Genomic DNA, 20,219 nt, shown 5'->3' on the forward strand with positions numbered 1-20,219 from the left:
CCGTTCGCGGCCCCGGCCCGCCGCCACGTCGGCCGGCTACGGCGCCGCCACCGCCCCGGAGGGCGGCACCCGTGCGCAACGGGTGCCGCCCTCCGCCGCGTTCGCCTCCGGTGGGGCGCGGGGCTCAGCCCAGCAGCCCGCCCAGGACCGCCGTGGTCGCCGCCAGCAGTTCCTCCGCCGCCGGACCGCCAGCCGCGGTCCGGGCCAGCAGGCCCTCCCGGGCGGCCAGGATCACCGCGGCGGCCTGCCCGGCCCCCGCGCCCGGCGGAACCAGCCCGGGCAGGGCCCGCTCCAGGACGGCCGCCAGCGCCGCGGACACCTCCCGGTCGTGCTCCGCGACGCGTTCGGCCAGGCCCGGTGTCCGGGCGGCCAGCAGCCGGAACTCCAGGAAGAGCAGGATCCAGCCGGTCTCGGCCGGCTCCACCCGCAGCAGCGCCTCGACCAGCCGCCGGGCGCGTTCCTGCGGTGCCAGTGCCGCAGCGGCCACCGCCAGCCGGTCCAGCTCGTCGATCCGGCCCGCCGCCTGCTCGTCGAAGAGCGCCAGCAGCAGGTCCTCCTTGGTGGCGAAGTTCGAGTAGAACGCGCCGCGGGTGTAGCCGGCGGCGCCGCAGATGTCCTCGATGCTGGTCCGCCCGTAGCCGGCGGTCAGGAACAGGTCGCTCGCGGCCGCGAGGATCCGCGCCCGGGTGTGGACGCGTCGGCGCGGGGGTCTGGGGGAGCCGTCTGCGGCCGGGGGTGGATTCACAACATCACGATACATGGTGTATTCAATACAGGTCGTATTGAACTCTGCTTCCGGGGGAACCTCGTCATGAGCCGATTGCTGATCACCCATGCCCACCTGCTCCACCCCGAGACCGGCACCCGTACCGACGCCGGGTGGATCGAGGTCGCCGACGGCCGCATCGCCGCCACCGGCACCGGCCGCCCGCCCGCGCCCGGCGAGGGCGTCCGGGTGATCGACGCCCGGGGGGCCACCGTGCTGCCCGGCCTGATCGACGCCCACGTCCACCTGCTGGTGACCACCCTCGACCTCCAGGCCGTGGCGAGCATGACCCCGGGCTACCTCACCGTGCGGGCCCTCGCCGAGGCCGGCCGGATGCTGCGCCGCGGCTTCACCACCGTCCGGGACGTCGGCGGCGCCGACCACGGCATGGCCCGCGCCCTCGACGAGGGCCTGGTGCCCGGCCCCCGGCTGATCCACGGCGGCAAGGCGCTCTCCCAGACCGGCGGTCACGGCGACCTGCGCCCGCTCGGCGAGGACGCGCCGCCCTGCTGCGACTCCCGCCCGAACTTCGCCCGGATCGCCGACGGCGTGGACGCCGTCCGTGCCGCCGCCCGCGACGAGTTCCGCAAGGGCGCCGCCCACCTCAAGGTGCTGCTCTCCGGCGGTGTCGCCTCACCGCACGACGAGATCGCCGCCGTCCAGTACAGCGAGGAGGAGATCCGGGCCGCCGTCGAGGAGGCGGAGAACCACAACCGCTACGTCACCGTGCACGCCTACCACCCGCGTGCCGTCGCCCGGGCGCTGCGGGCCGGCGTGCGCTGCGTCGAGCACGGCAACCTGATCGACGACGAGACGCTCGCGCTGCTGGTGGAGAAGGACGCCTTCCTGGTGCCGACCCTGGTCGCGTACGAGCAGACGGCGAAGCTCGGCGCCCGTTCCGGCCTGCCCGAGTCCTCCCGGCGCAAGCTGGCCGAGGTCCGCGACGCCGGGCTGTCGGCACTGGAACGCGCCCACCGCGCGGGCGCCAACCTGGTCTACGGCAGCGACCTGCTCGGGCCGCTGCACCCGGCGCAGCTGGAGGAGTTCCGGCTCCGCGCGGAGGTGCAACCGGCCGCCGACGTGATCCGCTCGGCGACCAGCACCGCGGCACGGCTGCTCGGGATGGAGGGGCGGCTCGGCACCCTCGCGCCCGGCGCCCACGCCGACCTGCTGCTCGTGGACGGCGATCCGCTGGCCGACCTCGGGGTGCTGACGGCCCCGGAGCGCCACCTGAAGTACGTGGTCAAGGCCGGCGCCGTGGTCTGACCGGAGCGGTGGTCCGGCCGGCGCGGTCCCGGCCGGCGCCGCCCGGGACAAGCGCCGCTCGGGACGGGCGCCCGTCCCGGCGGCCTCGACGGGGCGGCCGGACGCGAACGGGCCGGCGGATGCGGACGGGCGGCCCGAACGCGAACGGGCGGGCGTTCCCGGAGGAACGCCCGCCCGTCGCCAGGGGGTGTCAAGCAGCGGACTACTTCAGCAGGACCCGCCAGCCGGCGTCGCCCGCCCGCCCGTCCAGGCGGAGCGTGAGCTCCTTCACCTGGCCGGTGTCGTGGAAGCCGAGCCGCACGGTCTGCCGGTCGGCCGGGTCGTCACCGAAGTCTGCGGTGACCGATCCCCTGGCACCCTGCTGGTACTCGCCGACCCAGGCGGCCGCGGCGGCCCGGTGCTCGGCGGCCGAGCCGTCCGAGGAGGCCAGCTTCTCCAGCCGCCCCCCGGCGCCGTCGGCGAGCCGCCAGACGACCTGCTGGACGACGTCCAGCGTCCCGGGCACCGGGTACCCCGTCACCCGCAGGTGAGGATGGGCGGCGTAGTCGCCGGCGTGCGCGAGCTCGGCGTCCGGGGCACCGCTGGAGCACACCGCCGCCAGGGCGGCCGAGAGCACGGCCGCCAGTGAGGCCGCGACCGGCCGCCCCGCCGCCATCAGTTGGACCCGAGCGGGCGGACGACGACGAACCACTCGATCGGGTCGCCCTTCTGCCGGTAGTACGACAGGACCTCGTTCAGGGTGGTGACACCCGTCCGGCCGTGCTGACGGAGCTCCATCGAGGCGCCCCAGCTGACCACCACCGCGGCGTGGTTGATCCGGGACTCCTTCTTCCACTTGAAGAACACGATGTCACCGGGCCGGGCCTCGGAGGTCCACCGCAGCCAGGTCGAGTACCGGTGGTTGAGCAGGTGCCGGTGCAGGTTGGCCGCGCCGGCCCAGGTGTAGCTCCGGTTGATGTGCCAGCCGAACATCCAGTAGTCGTTGGTCCACCAGGCGCTGTCGAAGGTCTTGAAACCGTACCGGACCTTCATGCCGCCGCCGTAGTACAGCGCCTTGGACACGAAGTTGGTGCAGTCCTGCGGGAACTCCTTGGGAATGTTGACGTTGTTCCGGGCCCAGTTCGCCGTGCCGTTGTAGTTGTACCCGGCCTGGACGGCGCCGGCGGCCTGCTGCTCCGGCTGGACCGGGAAGCCGTTGGCGTCCAGCGGGATCGCCTTCTGGCCGTCCGCCGGGTCGGGCTGGGCGGCGTCCGCGACCTCGACCTGGGCCTGCGCGGCGGCGGAGGAGGAGAGCTTCTGCTGCGCCGCGACGTCGTCGGCCTCGGACGCGAGCACCACCGTCGGGCCGACGGTGAACTCGAACCGCGCCGGGCCGGAGCTCTCGCTCGGGGAGTCCACGCCGTTGGACCGGATCATCACCGAGTCCTTGACGGTGGCCCGCACCACGACCCTGCCGGCCGTCTGCTGGTCGACGACGACGTCCGTCAGCGTGACGGCGGCCGCGGTGTACAGCTGGTTCTGGGTGGCGAGCGCCTCGCGGTTGGCGACCAGCGAGGCCTCCTGGGTGGCCAGCAGGTCGACGAAGACGGTGCCGTGCGCGGCCTCGGCGGCGGCGTCCGGCGCGGTGAAGCCGGCCTTCATCTTCACCTTGTTGCGGGCCTCCAGGTACTCCTGGACGAAGCCGCGGTACTGGTCCGGTCCGCCGGCGGCGGGGGTGCCCTGGACCAGTGCCGAGGCGACCGGGGCGGCGCTGCCGTAGCTGTTCCGGGCGGTGACCACCGCGCGGTACGAGCGGGCGTTGTCCAGGCCGGTGAAGACGGCCCGGACGTCGGCCGTGGCGAGCTCCTTGACGAGCGTGCCGTCGGAGGTCTCGACCCGGACGCCGTAGCCGATCTCGCCGACCGAGCCGCGGTCGGTCGGGGCGTTCCAGCCGACGACCAGCCCGGCGTCGCCGCCGGTCACGGTGACCAGCTCGGCCGCGCCCGGCGCGGTCGGCGCCAGGTAGTCCAGGGTCAGCCTCGGCCGCTGCGCGGGGTCGGCGGCGGTGGCGGACCGGTAGCGGGCGGCGCCGGTCCAGCCGGCCGGCGGGCGCAGGGCCAGCCCGTAGGCCTCGCCCTTCTCGATCCAGGAGCCGGCCAGGGCGGCCAGGTCGGTCTCGGAGAGCCTGGCGGCGGAGGCGAAGCTCTCCGGGCCGGCGGCCGTGTTCAGCGCGGCGCCGCCGTCGGCGGGTGCCCAGGCCGAGCCGAGCTGGAAGACGTCCACGGCGGCCTCGTCACAACCGGGGCTGCCGGGCGTGCAGTCGGAGCGGGTCAGCTCCAGCCTTGCGCCGATCACGCGGGAGCCGGCCGGGACGGCCGTCAGGTCCGGCTTGAGCCAGCTGCTCCAGCTGCTGCCGTCGACCGTGCCGATCCGCAGCTCGGCCGGGTCCGCGGCCGGGCAGGCGCCGGTGTCGCAGCCGCCGCCGGCGGTGGCCGTCGAGGCGTCGGTGAGGGCGGGGCCGGTGAGGACCACGGTGGTCGGCGCCGGCGGGACCGGCGGCGCCTGCACCTGGACGGTCAGCGGCTGGTCGGCGCTCCAGGCGGAGCAGCCGACGGCGGCGCAGGCGCGTGCCGCCCAGGTGTAGCTGCCGCCGTCGGCCAGCGCGCCGGAGGGCACCTGGACGGAGGCCCGGCTGCCGCTGTCCACCCAGGCGGGCGCGAGCACGGTCGGCAGCGGCTGGCCGTTCTGGGCCTTGAGCGCGAACTCGGTGCGCACGCGCCCCTGGTTGGGGTTGGTCACCAGGGCCGACAGGACGGGGGTGAGCGTCTGCTGGGCGCCGCTCTGCAGGGCGGTCGGTACGTCCGGCAGCGGGCTGACGCTGAAGGTGGACCAGGCGGACCAGCCCAGGTTGTAGTGCAGCCCGTCGTAGGGGGACGTCCGGAACCGGTAGGTGTGCCCGTACTGGAGCAGGCCCGCCGGGACGGTGACCTCGGCCGGGGTGCCGCTGGCCACGTAGCCGGAGACGTTGACGTTGCCGACCTGGGCGCCGGAGATGGCGTCCACCAGCTGGAAGGTGCCGGTCACCCGGTCCCCGTCGGGGTCGACGAAGGTGTCCCGGAGCACCGGGGTGGTGGTGTCCACCCGCCAGGTGCCGGTGCCGTCCTGCAGGAACGGCGGGCCGGCCTGCTGCTTGGTGCCGGTGCGCGGCCGGTAGTTGTAGTTCACCGTCAGCTTCGGCACGTTGGTGGCCGCGTTGGCGGAGTTCACCTCCTTCCAGAACTTCGTGCTGGTCTCGTCGGGGGCGCGCAGGCCCATGCCCGAGGTGCTGTTCTTCGCCGAGGCCCAGCCCTGCACCATGGTGGTGACGTCGGCGTTGATCCACCCGTCGCCGCCGCAGGCGTCCCGGCCCCTGGTCTCGGTGGACGTGGCCCGCTTGGTGCCCCAGGCCGGCTGGGCGGTCCACCGGGAGGCGGTGGAGGCCAGGCCGGTGTCGTAGACGTCCCAGGCGTAGTTCAGGCAGTCGCTGTTGCCGGAGTGGAAGTTGTACAGCGACAGGGTGGCGCCGGAGACCAGCGCGTCGGCGATCGAGGCGGTGTTCCAGTTGATGAAGGAACGGGCCTCGCGGGAGCTGCCGTCGGCGTTCTTGGTGCCGGGGTTGCCCCAGTAGATCTCGGTGTCGGCCGACCAGTCGACCGTCTCGCCCTTCTGGACGCGGGTGTCGAAGGCGTTGCCGAGCCCGGCGGTGGCCGGGTCGACGGTCACCGGGTACGTGGTGGCCGGGTCGGCGAGGAACGCGGCGTCCGGGGTGAAGACCAGGTCGACGTCGTCGCCGCGCTGGACGACCCTGAGGTCGACCTTGGCCTGCCGCGGGTGCTCGCTGGAGCCGGGCGCCGTGGTGGCGTCCCAGGCGACCGGGGCCGGCAGGACGGCGCGCTTGCGGCCGTTCTTGCGGTCGGTGAACAGGACGCTGCCGTCGGCCTGGGGGACCGCCTTCAGGCCCTTGGCCTTGAACGGCATGGTGTACGAGTAGCCGGCCTGGCCGGGGCGCCGGTTGAGCGTCACGTACTGCTCGAAGCCGGTGCGGGTGGCCTCGACGACCAGGTCGCCGGCGCCGTCGCCGATGGCGTCGCGGTAGGTGGCGCGCGGGCCGTTCAGCTCGGGCGCGGGCAGGCCGCCCTTCCACTGGAGGGCCAGCTCGTCGTCACCGGAGCCGAGCGAGACCAGCGTGCGGGCCGCGTCCGTGCCGGCCTGCGACTCCTGGAGCGAGCGGGGGCGCTTGCCGCCGGCGCCCGCCAGCTTCATGGCGTTGGGGTGCCCGGCCGGGGCGACCGAGCCGTCGGCGGCGGCCTTCAGGGTGAGGTCGACGTCGGCCCAGTGGCCGTCGCGCAGGAACCGCACCGGGCCGGCCGAGAGCTCCGTGGTGAGGGTGCCGTCCGGGTTGACCCAGGTGGTCGACACCTCGCTGCGTTCGGACACCGCCTCGACGCGCTTGCCGGTCGTGCGGGCGGCCACCTTGGCGGCGGCGATGCTGCCGGTCGGGTCGGTGGCGGCCACCGTCGGGGGCTTGCCGGGGGAGGGCTTGGGCTGTGGCTTGGCCGCGAAGGCGACCTGTGACCCGCCCGCCAGCGTCAGCGCCAGCGTGAGGGCCAGCGGGCCCGAAAGGGCCCGTCTTGAGACGTGCATTGCTGCTCCTTGACTCACTGTTGGTCAACAGTGATGGCCGGAGCATAGGGAAAACACCCAGTCAGATGATCATGGTAATTCGGGACAAAAATACCCAAGGGCTAAAGATCTCCTTGGGAACTTGATGTGATCGTGACGCGCGGTATGCAAACGATCGCGGTGGTTCCGTCCGGGAATGCCGGAGGGCGGGCACCCCCAGCCCTGGGGTGCCCGCCCTCCGAGTCCTGCGCGCCGGCGGCTACCTGCGCCGGCGCTTAGCCGGGCCGCGCCTGCCTGGTCCCGCGCTTCTACTTGGTCCCGCGCTTCGCGAGGAAGGCGTCGACCTCGTCGCGGATCTCCGGGGTGTCCAGGCCGCGCACGGTCATCGTGGTGCGGCGCCGCAGCACGTCGTCCGTGGTGTACGCCCACTCGTTGTCGGCGGCGTAGGCGACCTGCGCCCAGACGTCCGGCCCGTCCGCGTGGATCGGCCGGCCCAGCTCCGGGTTCTCGTCGATCATGCGGGCGATCTCGAAGGAGAGCGTGCCGTAGTGGCTGGCCAGGTGCCTGGCGACCAGCGGCTCCATCCGGGAGCCGGGCTCACGGTCGATCAGCAGGCGGTGCGCGACGGCGTTCGGAGCGCCGACGCCGGGCAGCGGCACGGTCGGGGCGATCGGCGACATGTCCTCGCCGAGGCTGGTGCCGGGCACGTGGGCGAGCTTCTCCAGCACGGTGCGGCCGATGTGCCGGTAGGTGGTCCACTTGCCGCCGGCGACCGACAGCATGCCGCCCCGGCCCTCGGTGACGACGGTCTCGCGCTTGGCGGCGGCGGTGTCCCCGGGGCCGCCGGGCAGCACCCGCAGGCCGGCGAAGGCGTAGGTGATCAGGTCGCGGTCGAGGTGCTCGTCGCGGATGGCGTGCGCGGCCTCGCCCATGATCTGGTCGATGTCCGCGTCGGTGGCCCGGACGTCCTGCGGGTCGCCGGTGTACTCCTCGTCGGTGGTGCCGAGCAGGACGTGGTCCTCCCACGGGATGGCGAAGGAGACGCGGTACTTGTCGATCGGGATGGTCAGCGCGGCGCGCCACGGGGAGCGGCGCTTGACCACGACGTGCGCGCCCTTGGAGAGGCGGATCGACGGCGCGGCGCCGGCGTCCTCCATCCGGCGCAGGTGGTCGACCCAGGGGCCGGTGGCGTTGAGCACCAGGCGGGCGTCGACGCCGAACTCGGTGCCGTCCAGGCGGTCCTTCAGGTCGGCGCCGGTGACCCGGCCGCCGGTGAAGCGCAGGCCGGTCACCTCGGCGTGGTTGAGCACCACGGCGCCCGCGTCGACGGCGGCGCGCACCGTCATCACGGCGACGCGCGAGTCGTTCATCTGGTGGTCGCCGTAGACGGCCACCGAGCGCAGGCCCTCGGTGCGCAGCGCGGGCACCTGCTGGGCGGCGTGCGCGGCGGTGGAGACCCGGCCCATGCCGTCGCGGAAGGCGGAGAGCGCCGAGTAGAGGAAGACGCCGGCGCCGAGCTTGGGGGCGCTGTGCGGGCCGCCCTTGTAGACCGGCACGAAGAAGGTCAGCGGGTTGACCAGGTGCGGGGCGACGTCGGTGGCGAGCGCGCGGCGCTCCTTGTGGTTCTCGGCGACCAGCTTGACCGCGCCGGTCTGCAGGTAGCGCAGACCGCCGTGGACCAGCTTGGAGGAGGCGCTGGAGGTGGCACCGGCGAAGTCGCCGGCGTCGACCATGGCGACCTTGAGGCCCGCCTGGGAGGCGGTCCAGGCGACGGCCGTGCCGAGGATGCCGCCCCCGATCACCAGCAGGTCGTAGGTGGCCTTGCCCAGCAGCTCGCGGGTCTCGGCGCGGGAGGCGGTGCGGCCGGCGGTGCGCTCGGCACCCAGGGTCGGGATGGTTGCCATGGTGTGTGTACGGCGACGCGGGTCGGGCGGCGCCGTTACTCCTCTCGGTGTGCGGTGCGGCCCCTGCTGAGAGGCCGGTCGGCCCGGTGCGGCGGGCCGGTGAAACGTGGGCAAGCCGGCCGGGGCCACAGGGGCCCCGACCGGCTTCGCGGTCAGCTCTGCTCTTCCTCCTCCACCCAGCCCATGGTGCGCTCCACGGCCTTGAGCCACTTCTTGTACTCGCGGTCCCGGGTGGCCTCGTCCATGCGCGGGGTCCACTCGGCGGCGCGGTGCCAGTTGGCCCGCAGGGTGTCCAGGTCGCTCCAGAAGCCGACGGCCAGGCCGGCCGCGTAAGCGGCGCCGAGCGCGGTGGTCTCGGCCACGTACGGGCGCTCGACCGGGGCGTCCAGCACGTCGGCGATGTTCTGCATGAGCAGGTTGTTGCTGGTCATGCCGCCGTCGACCTTGAGCGCGGTGAGCTCGACGCCGGAGTCCTTCTGCATGGCGTCGACGACCTCGCGGGTCTGCCAGGCGGTGGCCTCCAGGACGGCCCGGGCCAGGTGGCCCTTGGTGACGTACCGGGTCAGGCCGGCGATCACACCGCGGGCGTCGGAGCGCCAGTACGGGGCGAACAGGCCGGAGAAGGCCGGGACGAAGTAGGCGCCGCCGTTGTCCTCGACGGTGTTGGCGAGGGTCTCGATCTCGGCGGCGGTGGAGATGATGCCGAGCTGGTCGCGCAGCCACTGGACCAGCGAACCGGTGACGGCGATCGAGCCCTCCAGGGCGTAGACCGGCTTCTGGTCGCCGATCCGGTAGCCGACGGTGGTCAGCAGCCCGTGGTACGAGTTGACGACGTCCTCGCCGGTGTTCAGCAGGAGGAAGGTGCCGGTGCCGTACGTCGACTTGGCCTCGCCCTTGTCGAAGCAGGTCTGGCCGAACAGCGCGGCCTGCTGGTCGCCGAGGGCGGAGGCGACCGGGACGCCGGCGAGGTCGCCGACGGCCTCGCCGTAGACCTCGGCGGAGGAGCGGATCTCCGGCAGGACGGACATCGGGACGCCCATCGACTCGGCGATCTTCTCGTCCCACTGCAGGGTGTGCAGGTTCATCAGCATGGTGCGGCTGGCGTTGGTGACGTCGGTGACGTGCTTGCCGCCGTCGACACCACCGGTGAGGTTCCAGATCACCCAGGTGTCCATGGTGCCGAACAGGATGTCGCCGGCCTCGGCGCGCTCGCGCAGGCCCTCGACGTTGTCCAGCAGCCAGCGGATCTTCGGGCCGGCGAAGTAGCTGGCCAGCGGGAGGCCGGTCTCGCGGCGGAAGCGGTCCTGGCCGACGTTGCGGCCCAGCTCGCGGCAGAGCGCCTCGGTGCGGGTGTCCTGCCAGACCAGTGCGTTGTGCACCGGCTCGCCGGTGTTCCGGTCCCACAGGACGGTGGTCTCGCGCTGGTTGGTGATGCCGATGGCGCGGATGTCGTCCCTGGTCAGTCCGGCCTTCTCCAGCGCACCGCGGACGACCGACTGCACGCGGGTCCAGATCTCCGCGGCGTCGTGCTCGACGTAGCCGGGCTGGGGGAAGATCTGCCGGTGCTCCTGCTGGTCGACGGCGACGATCCGCCCGTCCGCACCGAAGATGATGCAGCGGCTGGAGGTCGTGCCCTGGTCGATCGCGGCGATGTAGTTGCCCGTGCCAGTGGAGGTCATGAGGGTCCTCGGCTCAAGATGGGGGTTCGGGTGGGTGGGTCTGGCCCGTGGGGTCAGTCCCCGTGCTCGGGTGGGGCGAAGCCTGGCTCCGGAAAGATGGCCGGCTTTAGAAGATCGCGTTGTACAGGCCGCCGGCCAGCAGACCGCCGATGACCGGGCCGGCCACCGGGATCCAGGCGTAGGACCAGTCGGAGCCGCCCTTGTTCGGGATCGGCAGCAGCGAGTGCACGATGCGCGGGCCCAGGTCGCGGACGGGGTTGATGGCGTAGCCGGTCGGGCCGCCGAGCGAGAGGCCGATGCCGACGACGGTGAACGCGACGATCAGGATGCCGAGGCCGGACTTGCCCAGGCCCTCGTTGGTGCCCTGGGTGAGGATCGCGAAGCAGAGCACGAAGGTGCCGATGATCTCGGTGAGCATGTTCTGGACCGGGTTCCGGATCTCGGGACCGGTCGAGAAGATGCCCAGGGTCGGCTCCTTGTTCTCCTGGAACTGGCCGAGGTAGGTGGCCCAGACGAGGACGGCGCCGATCATCGCGCCGAGCAGCTGGGAGCCGAGGTAGACGGGGACGTTGCCCCATTCGCCGCTCTTGACGGCGAGGGCCAGGGTCACGGCCGGGTTCAGGTGCGCGCCGGACTTGGGGGCCGACATGTAGGCGGCGATCATCACCGCGAAGCCCCAGCCGAAGGTGATCGCCAGCCAGCCGGCGTTGATGGCCTTCGACTTCTTGAGCGTCACGGCGGCGCAGACGCCGCCGCCGAGAAGTATCAGGGCGGCGGTGCCGAGGGTTTCGCCGACGAAGATGTCGCCGGTGGAGAACGCGGACACAAAGACTCCCTTGTCCATATGGCCCGGAGGTGCGGGTGGGGGCAGGTGGCCGAGCGATCACTGTGCGGGTGAGCGCTTTGCGGGAGGGATCCGCTCGGCCATCGTTCGACAATGTCGACCGTCATGCGGAAGCTTCCTCCCCGGGCCGCCTTCACGTCAAGGCCGGGTTACGCAGCTGTGACCCTTCACTCGAAGTCACCAAACGGATCATTGCAAATACGGACAAAACGCTAAGGCGCGGACAGGCATCGCGCCTGTCCGCGCCTCAGCGTGAACGTCGGACTTCCCGGCGCCGACCCGCCGTACAGCCGCCCCGCGGCGTCAGAACCGCCCGGCTCCCAGGTCCCGCGAGATCGCGCGGGCGGCGCTGCGCACCGAGGCGACGAGCGAGGGCTTCACGAAGCCGTCCTCGCAGACCCGCTCCACCGCGCCGCTGATGCAGACCGCGCCCACCGGGTTGCGCCGCCGGTCCTGGATCAGCGCGCCGATCGAGGCCACGCCCTCCCAGGTCTCCTCGATCGAGTCGGCCCAGCCGCGCTCGCGGGTCAGTGCCGCCTCGGCGTCCACGTCCGCCGGCTCGGTCAGCGTCCGGGCGGTGTACGCCTCGTACGGCCCCTCGCCCAGCTCGCCGCGGGCCACCGGGTCGTAGGCCAGCAGCACCTTGCCCAGCGCGGTGGAGTGCAGCGGCTGCATCGAGCCGACCTCCAGCACTTGCCGGGTGTCGTCCGGGCGGAAGACGTGATGCACGATCAGCACGCCCTGCTGGTGCAGCACGCCCAGGTAGACGGTCTCGCCGGACGCCCTGGCCAGGTCGTCCGCCCAGACCAGGGCCCGGGCGCGCAGCTCGTGGACGTCCAGGTAGCTCTGGCCCAGCCGCAGCAGCTCGGCGCCCAGCTGGTACTTGCCGCTCTCCGGGTCCTGCTCCACGAACCCCTCCATCTGGAGGGTGCGCAGGATGCCGTGCGCGGTGCCCTTGGCCAGGTCCAGCGCCGTCGCGACCTCGGACAGGCCCAGGCGGCGCTCACCGCCGGCCAGCAGGCGCATGATCGCGGCGGCCCGGGAGAGCGACTGGATCGGGCCGGGCATTCGGTACCTCCGGGCTGACAGGTGGTCGACAATGTCGACCACAGTGGTAACGGGATGAGTCTGCCAGGCCGCCCCCGGTCCGTGCACCTTCCCCCTCGGAAAGACCGGTACCGGCCGAACCGTGGGACCGGTACCGGCCGAGGGCCCGGGGCCGGTCGGCGGCTCAGCGCCGGCCGCGCGTCACCTCGGCGGCCAGCGCGGCGATCTCCCGCGGGCCCACCCGGCAGCAGCCGCCCACCAGCCGGGCGCCGCCCGCCAGCCAGCCGCCCACCCGGTCCGGACGGAACGTCGGCTCGCCGCGCCAGTCCCGCACCCCGGCGTCCCACTCCTCCCCGCTGTTCGGGTACACCACCACCGGCTTGCCGGTCACCCGCGCCGCCAGGGCCACCGCCGCGTCCGCGTCCTGCGGCGTGCAGCAGTTCACCCCCACCGCCACCACCTCGTCCGCCTCCGCGGCCAGGGCCAGCGCCTCCGCGAGCGGCTGCCCGGCCCTGGTCCGCCCGCCCGCCACGCTGTACGACAGCCAGGCCGGCACCCCCAGCCCGCGCACCGCCCGCAGCAGCGCCCGGGCCTCGTCCGCGTCCGGGACGGTCTCCAGCGCCAGCACGTCCGGCCCGGCCGCCGCCAGCACCTCCAGCCGCGGACGGTGGAACGCCTCCAGCTCGTCCACCGTCAGCCCGTACCGCCCCCGGTACTCCGACCCGTCCGCCAGCACCGCCCCGTACGGGCCCACCGACGCCGCCACCCAGAGCGGCCGGCCCGGCCGTTCCCGCTCCGCCGCCGACCGCCGCGCCGCCTCCCGGGCCAGCTCCACGCTGCGCGCCAGCAGCGCGGCCGCCTCCGCCCGGCCCACCCCGCGCCGTGCGAACCCCTCGAAGCTCGCCTGGTAGCTCGTTGTGATCGCGACCTCCGCCCCGGCGTCGAAGTACGCCCGGTGCGCGGCGACGACCGCCTCCGGCGCGTCCGCCAGCAGCCGCGCCGACCACAGCGCGTCGCCGAGGTCGTGCCCGGCCGCCGCCAGCTGGTTCGACATCCCGCCGTCCAGCACCAGCGGGCCGGCGGCCACCGCGGCGGCGAAGTCCGGCGGGGGAGTGGCGGGCATGGCGGCCTCCAAGACCTGCTCCTCGGGCAAAGCTCCTGGCCACAGCCTAGAAGACGGGCGAGAGCGCCTCCCCGGAAATCCATTTGCCGCAGAGTCAACGGGTCGCTACGTTGTGCTCATCCCGAGAACGACGACGCCGAGCCGGGCGCCACACCGGAGAGGAGCCGGCCATGGCCGTGGAGCAGCACCCCGTCGGCACCGAGACGGACGAGCAGGCCTGGCTCGCGGCCTACGACCCGCGCGCCTACACCCCCGTGGCCGTCACCGTCGACATCGTCGCCCTGACACTGCGCCACGGCGGCCTCCACGTCCTGCTGGTCGAGCGGGCCGGTCCGCCCTACCAGGGCTCCTGGGCGCTGCCCGGCGGCTTCCTCAAGGCCGGCGAGGAGGGCCTCGACGAGGCCGCCGCCCGCGAGCTCGCCGAGGAGACGGGCCTGCAGGGCAGCTCCGGCGCCGAAGCCGCCCTCAGCCGCATACACCTCGAACAGCTCGGTACCTACGGGGCCCCCGACCGCGACCCGCGCATGCACGTCGTCTCGGTCGCCTACCTGGCCTTCGCACCCGACCTGCCGGACCCAGAAGCCGGCTCGGACGCGGCGCGGGCGGCCTGGCACCCCGTCACCGGCCTCGACCTCCGGCCGTCCATCGGCCGGTCACCAGCCGCCGGCAGGCCCGTCGACACCCACGGGGGTGGCGTCGACGGGCCTGCCGGCCCCTCTTCCGAAGCCGAGCCGTCCGACGCCGAGACGCACCGATCCGAGCTGTCCGAAACCGAGACGTCTCGATCCGAGCCGTCCGACGCTGAGACGCCCCGATCCCAGACGCCCCGAGCGGAAGGGACCGCGGCCGCCGGGACCACGAGCGAGGAGTCCGTGGGCGAGGGGCCGGAGGCGGACCGACCCGCCCCCATCACCCTGGCCTTCGACCACGCCCGCATCCTCGCCGACGGCCTCGACCGCGCCCGCGCCAAGATCGAGTACAGCCCGCTGGCCACCGCCTTCCTCCGGCACGACTTCACCATCCCCGAACTGCGGGCCGTCTACGAGGCCGTCTGGGACGAGAAGCTCCACGCCGGCAACTTCCACCGCAAGGTCCTCTCCGTCCCCGGCTTCGTCGAGAGCACCGGCACCACCACCGAGCGCGGCGGTGCCCGCGGCGGCCCCCGCGCCCGCAACTACTGCGCCGGCGACGCCCAACTGCTCCACCCCGCCCTGCTGCGCCCCACCCGCGAGGACGAGATCCGCTGACCCCCGTGCCGCGGCCCGTCCCGGCGCCCGCCGTCCCGGTCGCCGCCGTCGCGGCGCCCGCCGGTTCACCGCCGGCCGACCGGGATCAGCAGACCGCTGCCGTCCTGCACCCCGACGGCACTACCATCCGGCCATGACCACTCAAGAGGTGAGCAGGACGACCAACCGGCCCAACTCCCACTGCCACTGGTGCGGCACGCCCTACCCCGCCGGCACCAGGACCTGGCCGCGCACCTGCCCCGGCTGCTCCGAGATCAGCTACCGCAACCCGCTGCCCGTCGTCGTCACCCTCCTCCCGGTCACCCAGGACAGCGGCGAGCCCAGCCTCGTCGTCATCCGCCGCACCATCGAGCCCGGCTACGGCGAACTGGCCCTGCCCGGCGGCTACGTCGACTACGGCGAGAGCTGGCAGCAGGCCTGCGCCCGCGAACTCCGCGAGGAGACCGGCATCCTCGCCGACGCCTCCGAGATCACCCTGGTCGCCACCGACTCCGACACCCGCGGCGGCTTCCTCTGCCTCTTCGGCCTGCTCCCCGCGCGCCCGCTCGCCGAGCTCCCGCCCTCCAAGCCCACCGACGAGACCGACGGCTGGCAGCTCTCCACCCCGCAGACCCCACTCGCCTTCGCCTTCCACACCCGGGTCTCCCAGGCCTGGTTCAACGGCGAGTTCACCCCTCGCTGACCGGCAGCGGCACCGGGCTGACCAGGCCCGCACCCCCGGGGCAGACCCTGGCGCACCGGGCGATCACATGGCAGGGTCTGCACCGACAGCCCCAACCGGACGGGCCCTGCCACAAGCATCCCGTCCCATCCACCGGCCGGGAGACCACCACCGTGAGCACCCCACCCCAGGACCAGCCGCTCTGGCGCCCCACCCCCGCTCGCGCCGCCGCCACCGCGATCGTGGCCTTCCAGGCCTGGGCCGCCGAACACCACGGCGCCCCGGCCGCACCGCTCGCCCCCACCACCGACGACCAGCAGGCCGCCGAGCGCTACGCCGACCTGCACGCCTGGTCCACCGAGGACCTCGACCGCTTCTGGACCGCCGTCACCCAGTGGTTCGACGTCCGCTTCACCCAGGCCCCGGACGCCGTCCTCGCCGACGCGACCATGCCCGGCGCCGACTGGTTCCCCGGAGCCCGCCTCAACTACGCCGAGCACGCCCTGCGCGCCGCCGAGACCCCGGCCAACGCCGACAGGCCGGCCGTCCTGCACCTCGACGAGACCACCGAGCACCCGGTCGTCCTCACCTGGGCCGAGCTGCGCCGCCAGGTCGGGTCCCTCGCCGCCGCCCTGCGCGCCCGCGGCATCGGCCCGGGCGACCGCGTCAGCGCCTACCTGCCCAACATCCCGCAGGCCGCCGTCGCCCTCCTCGCCACCGCCGCCGTCGGCGCCGTCTGGACCAGCTGCGCCCCCGACTTCGGCGCCCGCAGCGTCCTCGACCGCCTCCAGCAGATCGAACCCGCCGTCCTCTTCGCCGTCGACGGCTACCACTACGGCGGCAAGGACCACGACCGCACCGAGGTCGTCGCCGAACTCCGCCGAGAGCTCCCCACCCTGCACACCGTCGTCCACGTCCCCCTGCTCGGCGGCCCCACCCCCGAGGGCGCCCTGCACTGGGAGGACCTGGTCGCCGACGACGTGGAGCCGGTCTTCGAGGCCGTCCCGTTCGACCACCCGCTCTGGGTCCTCTACTCCTCCGGCACCACCGGCCTGCCGAAGGCCATCGTCCAGAGCCAGGGCGGCATCCTGCTCGAACACCTCAAGCAGGCCGGCCTCCACCTCGACCTCGGCCCCGAGGACCGCTTCCTCTGGTACACCTCCACCGGCTGGATGATGTGGAACTTCCTCCTCGCCGGCCTCCTCACCGGGTCCACGATCGTCACCTACGACGGCAGCCCGGGCCACCCCGACACCGGCGCCCTCTGGTCGGTGGCCGCCCGCACCGGAGCCACCGTCCTCGGCACCTCCGCCGCCTACGTCATCGCCAGCCGCAAGGCCGGCCTGCACCCCGGCCGGGACCTCGACCTCTCCGCCGTCCGCTGCATCGGGACCACCGGCTCCCCGCTCCCGCCCGACGGCTTCCGCTGGATCTACGACGAGGTGAAGGAGGACGTCTGGCTCGCCTCCGTCAGCGGCGGCACCGACGTCTGCTCCTGCTTCGTCGGCGGCGTCCCCACCCTTCCCGTCCACCTCGGCGAGATCCAGGCCCCCTGCCTCGGCGCCGCCGTCGAGTCCTGGGACGTCCAGGGCCGCCCGCTCACCGACGCCGTCGGCGAACTCGTCGTCACCAAGCCGATCCCGTCCATGCCCACCGGCTTCTGGAACGACCCCGACGGCACCCGGTACCACGACAGCTACTTCGACATGTACCCCGGCATCTGGCGCCACGGCGACTGGATCACCGTCACCTCGCGCGGCACCGTGGTCATCCACGGCCGCTCGGACTCCACCCTCAACCGCCAGGGCGTCCGGATGGGCTCCTCCGACATCTACGAGGTCGTCGAGCGCCTCCCCGAGATCGCCGAGTCCCTGGTCATCGGCCTGGAGGAGCCCGACGGCGGCTACTGGATGCCGCTCTTCGTCGTCCTCGCCCCCGGCGCCACGCTCGACGACGACCTGATCGGCCGGATCCGCAGCTCGCTGCGCACGGAGCTCTCCCCGCGCCACGTCCCCGACGAGGTCATCGCCGTCCGAGGGCTCCCGCACACCCTCACCGGCAAGCGCATCGAGGTCCCGGTCAAGCGCCTGCTCTCCGGCACCCCGCTGGAGCAGGCCGTCAACCCCGGCTCCGTCGACAACCTCGACCACCTGCGCTTCTTCGAGCAGCTCCGCCTCGACCGCCAGGCCTGACCCCGCACACGACGAAGGGGCGCCCCCATGACGGGGGCGCCCCTTCGTCGTGTCCGTGTGCGCTGCCACGCGTGCGGGCGCGGCAGCCACGCGTCCGCTACTCGCCGGACAGCACCTGCTGCGCCGCGGCCCGTGCGCCGTCGGCGCTGTCCGCGGCCCGGGCCGCCTCGGCCGCCCGACGGCACTGCGCCAGCGTGTACTTGGCCAGCGTGGACCGCACGTAGGGGATCGACGCCGCACCCATGGAGAGGCTGGTGACCCCGAGACCGGTCAGCACCACGGCCAGCAGCGGGTCGGAGGCCGCCTCGCCGCAGACGCCGCAGCTCTTGCCGGTAGCCTGTGCGGCCTCGGCCGAGAACGCCACCAGGTCGAGCAGCGCCGGCTGCCACGGGTCCTGGAGCCGGGCCAGCGCGCCCACCTGGCGGTCGGCGGCGAAGGTGTACTGGGCGAGGTCGTTGGTCCCCAGGGAGAGGAACTCCACCTCCTGGAGGATCGACCGCGCCCGCAGCGCGGCGGACGGGATCTCCACCATCGCGCCGTACTTGGCGTTCAGACCGGCTTCACGACACGCGTCCGCGAAGTCCCGGGCGTCCTTGCGGTCGGCCACCATCGGGGCCATCACCTCAAGGTGCACCGGCAGCCCCTCGGCGGCCTTCGCCAGAGCGCGCAGCTGGGTCTGCATCACCTCGGGGTGCTCCAGCAGCGTGCGCAGGCCGCGGACACCGAGCGCCGGGTTCGGCTCGTCCGCCGGCGTCAGGAAGTCCAGCGGCTTGTCCGCGCCCGCGTCCAGCGCCCGGACGACGACCCGGCCCTCCGGGAACGCCTCCAGCACCTTGCGGTACGCCTCGACCTGCTTCTCCTCGGTGGGCGCCTTGGCGGAGTCGTCCAGGAAGAGGAACTCGGTACGGAACAGGCCGACGCCCTCGGCCCCGGCCTCCAGGGCGGCCGGCAGGTCGGCCGGGCCACCGACGTTGGCGAGCAGCGGCACCCGGTGACCGTCGGAGGTCTGCCCCGGACCGGAGGAGGCGGCGAGGGCTGCCTTGCGCTCGGCGGCGATCCGGCGCAGCTCGTCCTGCTTGTCCTGGGACGGCTCCACCAGCACGTCGCCCGAGCTGCCGTCCACCGCGACGACGGTGCCCTCGGACACCTCGGCGGCGCCCGGCAGCGCGACCACGGCCGGCACGCCCATGGCACGCGCGAGGATGGCGCTGTGGCTGGTCGGCCCGCCCTCCTCGGTCACGAACCCGAGCACCAGTGTCGGGTCCAGCAGTGCGGTGTCGGCCGGCGCCAGGTCCCGGGCGAACAGCACGTACGGCTCGTCGCTGTCCGGCACACCCGGCATCGGGACGCCCAGCAGCCGCGCCACGATGCGGTTCCGGACATCGTCCAGGTCGGCGACGCGGCCGGCCAGGTAGTCCCCGGCCGACGCGAGAAGCGCGCGGTAGGCGGCGAAGGCGTCGTAGACGCCGCGCTCGGCGCTGCTGCCGACGGCGATCCGGCGGGCGACGTCCGCCATCAGTTCCGGGTCCTGCGCCATCAGCGCCTGGGCCTCCAGCACCGCCTGGGCCTCGCCGCCGGCCAGGTTGCCGCGAGCGTTGAGGTCCGCGGCCACCGCCTCGACGGCCGCCTGGGCGCGGGCCTGCTCACGCGGGGCGTCCTCGGTCGGGATCTGGGTGGCCGGCGGCTCCAGCACTGCCGTCCCCATGTGCCGCACCTGGCCGATCGCGACCCCGTGGCTGACACCCACGCCGCGCAGCGTCTTCTCCATACTCACTGTCTCCGCTGAGAGAAGCGGCCCCGCCGGGTACCGCTGTGTGCCGGGCCGCCCCGGCGAGTGCGGCGGGGCGGGTGTGTCGGGATATAAGGGAGGAGGTCAGTTCCAGCCGAACAGGGCGTCGCCCACGGCGACCTCCCCGTCCTCACGGACGTCGCCGAGCGAGTCGGTCGCAGCCTCCAGCGCGACGATCGGCGAGATCGGCGACTTGCCGGCGGCCTCGACGGCGGCCGGGTCCCACTTGATGACGGCCTGGCCGCGGGTCACCGTGTCGCCCTTGTTGACGAGCAGCTCGAAGCCCTCGCCGTTCAGCTGGACGGTGTCGATCCCGAGGTGCGTGAGCACACCGTGCCCGTCCGCGTCGACGACGACGAACGCGTGTGGGTGCATGGAGACGACGACACCGTCCACCGGAGCCACGGCCTCGGTCGGCCGGCGAACCGGGTCGATCGCGGTGCCGGGACCGACCATCGCGCCCGAGAAGACCGGATCGGGCACGCCGGCGAGCCCGACGACACGGCCGGTCAGCGGCGACGTCACAGTGGTCATGGTTGAGCCTCCCAAGTGCGCAGTACAGCGAGCGGCCGCGAGCTGCGGCAGGACATCGTGTGAAGCCTAAATCATGTCAACTTCGGACATCTGCTGACTTCCCGGGCAAAGAACCCGCGCCCGTTCGCCCACCTCGGCCGACATCTCACCGACCGACAGTGGTCTAGTCCTCTTCACCGATGCGCCGCACTCTACAGGCATCTTGGCGAATCGGGACCATTGCTGTATATGCTCGCGAGAGCAACAAATCATGCCTCCGACCGGGTGACGCCCGGCGCGGCCCGGTTCGCACTCCGGCTCGGGACCCGCTATGGTTGGTCGAGTCGCCGCAAGGCGACGGTTAACAGCAGATTTCAGATGCGAAAAGCACCGGAAAACGGAGCGGAAAGCATCTGCTAAGCTGGAAACACGAAAGAACGAAGCGCCCGGAGGGCCCGCTGGAAGGCGGTCCGAAGGAAGTGTCCGTTCCTTGAGAACTCAACAGCGTGCCAAAAGTCAACGCCAGATATGTTGACATCCCCGGCCT

General features: G+C 73.3%; 14 protein-coding genes. 4 read left to right on the top strand and 10 right to left on the bottom strand.

All coding sequences use genetic code 11. The features are described 5' to 3' along the window. Nucleotides 1-124: 124 nt before the first annotated feature. The gene (locus J5Y04_RS33765; protein WP_209416282.1) at nucleotides 125-745 is read right to left on the bottom strand and encodes a TetR/AcrR family transcriptional regulator; all 621 of its coding nucleotides are present in this window, start codon (nucleotides 743-745) and stop codon (nucleotides 125-127) included. Nucleotides 746-811: 66 nt separating this feature from the next. Here J5Y04_RS33765 and J5Y04_RS33770 point away from each other — a divergent pair, with 66 nt between their 5' ends. Then, complete coding sequence (locus tag J5Y04_RS33770) at nucleotides 812-2,032, top strand: amidohydrolase family protein (RefSeq protein ID WP_209416285.1); 1,221 nt, start codon at nucleotides 812-814, stop codon at nucleotides 2,030-2,032. Nucleotides 2,033-2,234: 202 nt separating this feature from the next. Here the strand turns inward: J5Y04_RS33770 and J5Y04_RS33775 are convergent, their stop codons facing one another. From J5Y04_RS33775 to mmuM, 7 genes are all read right to left on the bottom strand, one after another. Next, complete coding sequence (locus tag J5Y04_RS33775) at nucleotides 2,235-2,687, bottom strand: hypothetical protein (protein ID WP_209416288.1); 453 nt, start codon at nucleotides 2,685-2,687, stop codon at nucleotides 2,235-2,237. Beyond that, complete coding sequence (locus J5Y04_RS44065) at nucleotides 2,687-6,694, bottom strand: DNRLRE domain-containing protein (RefSeq protein WP_209416291.1); 4,008 nt, start codon at nucleotides 6,692-6,694, stop codon at nucleotides 2,687-2,689. Before J5Y04_RS44065 ends, J5Y04_RS33775 begins: the two co-directional genes overlap by 1 nt. A gap of 287 nt (nucleotides 6,695-6,981) precedes the next feature. Continuing rightward, on the bottom strand, nucleotides 6,982-8,577 hold the full coding sequence (locus J5Y04_RS33785) for a glycerol-3-phosphate dehydrogenase/oxidase (RefSeq protein ID WP_209416293.1): 1,596 nt from the start codon (nucleotides 8,575-8,577) through the stop codon (nucleotides 6,982-6,984). 152 nt (nucleotides 8,578-8,729) lie between these two features. Next, on the bottom strand, nucleotides 8,730-10,256 hold the full coding sequence (gene glpK, locus J5Y04_RS33790) for a glycerol kinase GlpK (protein WP_209416302.1): 1,527 nt from the start codon (nucleotides 10,254-10,256) through the stop codon (nucleotides 8,730-8,732). Between the two features lie 106 nt (nucleotides 10,257-10,362). Next, nucleotides 10,363-11,100 (bottom strand): MIP/aquaporin family protein, encoded by a 738-nt coding sequence (locus J5Y04_RS33795; RefSeq protein WP_209416305.1) that lies wholly within the window; start codon nucleotides 11,098-11,100, stop codon nucleotides 10,363-10,365. A gap of 303 nt (nucleotides 11,101-11,403) precedes the next feature. Next, a complete protein-coding gene (locus tag J5Y04_RS33800) occupies nucleotides 11,404-12,168 on the bottom strand; it encodes an IclR family transcriptional regulator (RefSeq protein ID WP_209416308.1) in 765 nt (254 codons plus the stop codon). Nucleotides 12,169-12,331: 163 nt separating this feature from the next. Then, nucleotides 12,332-13,270 carry a homocysteine S-methyltransferase gene (mmuM, locus tag J5Y04_RS33805; RefSeq protein ID WP_209416311.1) on the bottom strand — a complete coding sequence of 313 codons (939 nt, stop codon included), beginning with the start codon at nucleotides 13,268-13,270 and terminating at the stop codon, nucleotides 12,332-12,334. A 170-nt stretch (nucleotides 13,271-13,440) separates the two neighbouring features. On the opposite strand from mmuM, the gene J5Y04_RS33810 reads away from it, so the two are divergent. From J5Y04_RS33810 to J5Y04_RS33820, 3 genes are all read left to right on the top strand, one after another. Further along, nucleotides 13,441-14,517, top strand: a complete 1,077-nt coding sequence (locus tag J5Y04_RS33810) for an NUDIX domain-containing protein (protein WP_209416313.1) — start codon at nucleotides 13,441-13,443, stop codon at nucleotides 14,515-14,517. Nucleotides 14,518-14,650: 133 nt separating this feature from the next. Beyond that, entirely contained in the window at nucleotides 14,651-15,199 is a 549-nt protein-coding gene (locus tag J5Y04_RS33815) for an NUDIX domain-containing protein (protein ID WP_209416316.1), read from the top strand. Between the two features lie 152 nt (nucleotides 15,200-15,351). After that, a complete protein-coding gene (locus tag J5Y04_RS33820) occupies nucleotides 15,352-17,370 on the top strand; it encodes an acetoacetate--CoA ligase (protein WP_209416318.1) in 2,019 nt (672 codons plus the stop codon). 97 nt (nucleotides 17,371-17,467) lie between these two features. Here J5Y04_RS33820 and ptsP read toward each other — a convergent pair whose 3' ends face one another. Both ptsP and J5Y04_RS33830 read right to left on the bottom strand, forming a co-directional pair. Next, complete coding sequence (gene ptsP, locus J5Y04_RS33825) at nucleotides 17,468-19,138, bottom strand: phosphoenolpyruvate--protein phosphotransferase (RefSeq protein WP_209416321.1); 1,671 nt, start codon at nucleotides 19,136-19,138, stop codon at nucleotides 17,468-17,470. A 105-nt stretch (nucleotides 19,139-19,243) separates the two neighbouring features. After that, a complete protein-coding gene (locus J5Y04_RS33830; protein ID WP_209416324.1) occupies nucleotides 19,244-19,693 on the bottom strand; it encodes a PTS glucose transporter subunit IIA in 450 nt (149 codons plus the stop codon). Between the last annotated feature and the right edge of the window lie 526 nt (nucleotides 19,694-20,219).

Source organism: Kitasatospora sp. RG8 (assembly GCF_017813315.1).
In the GTDB taxonomy this organism is placed as follows: domain Bacteria; phylum Actinomycetota; class Actinomycetes; order Streptomycetales; family Streptomycetaceae; genus Kitasatospora.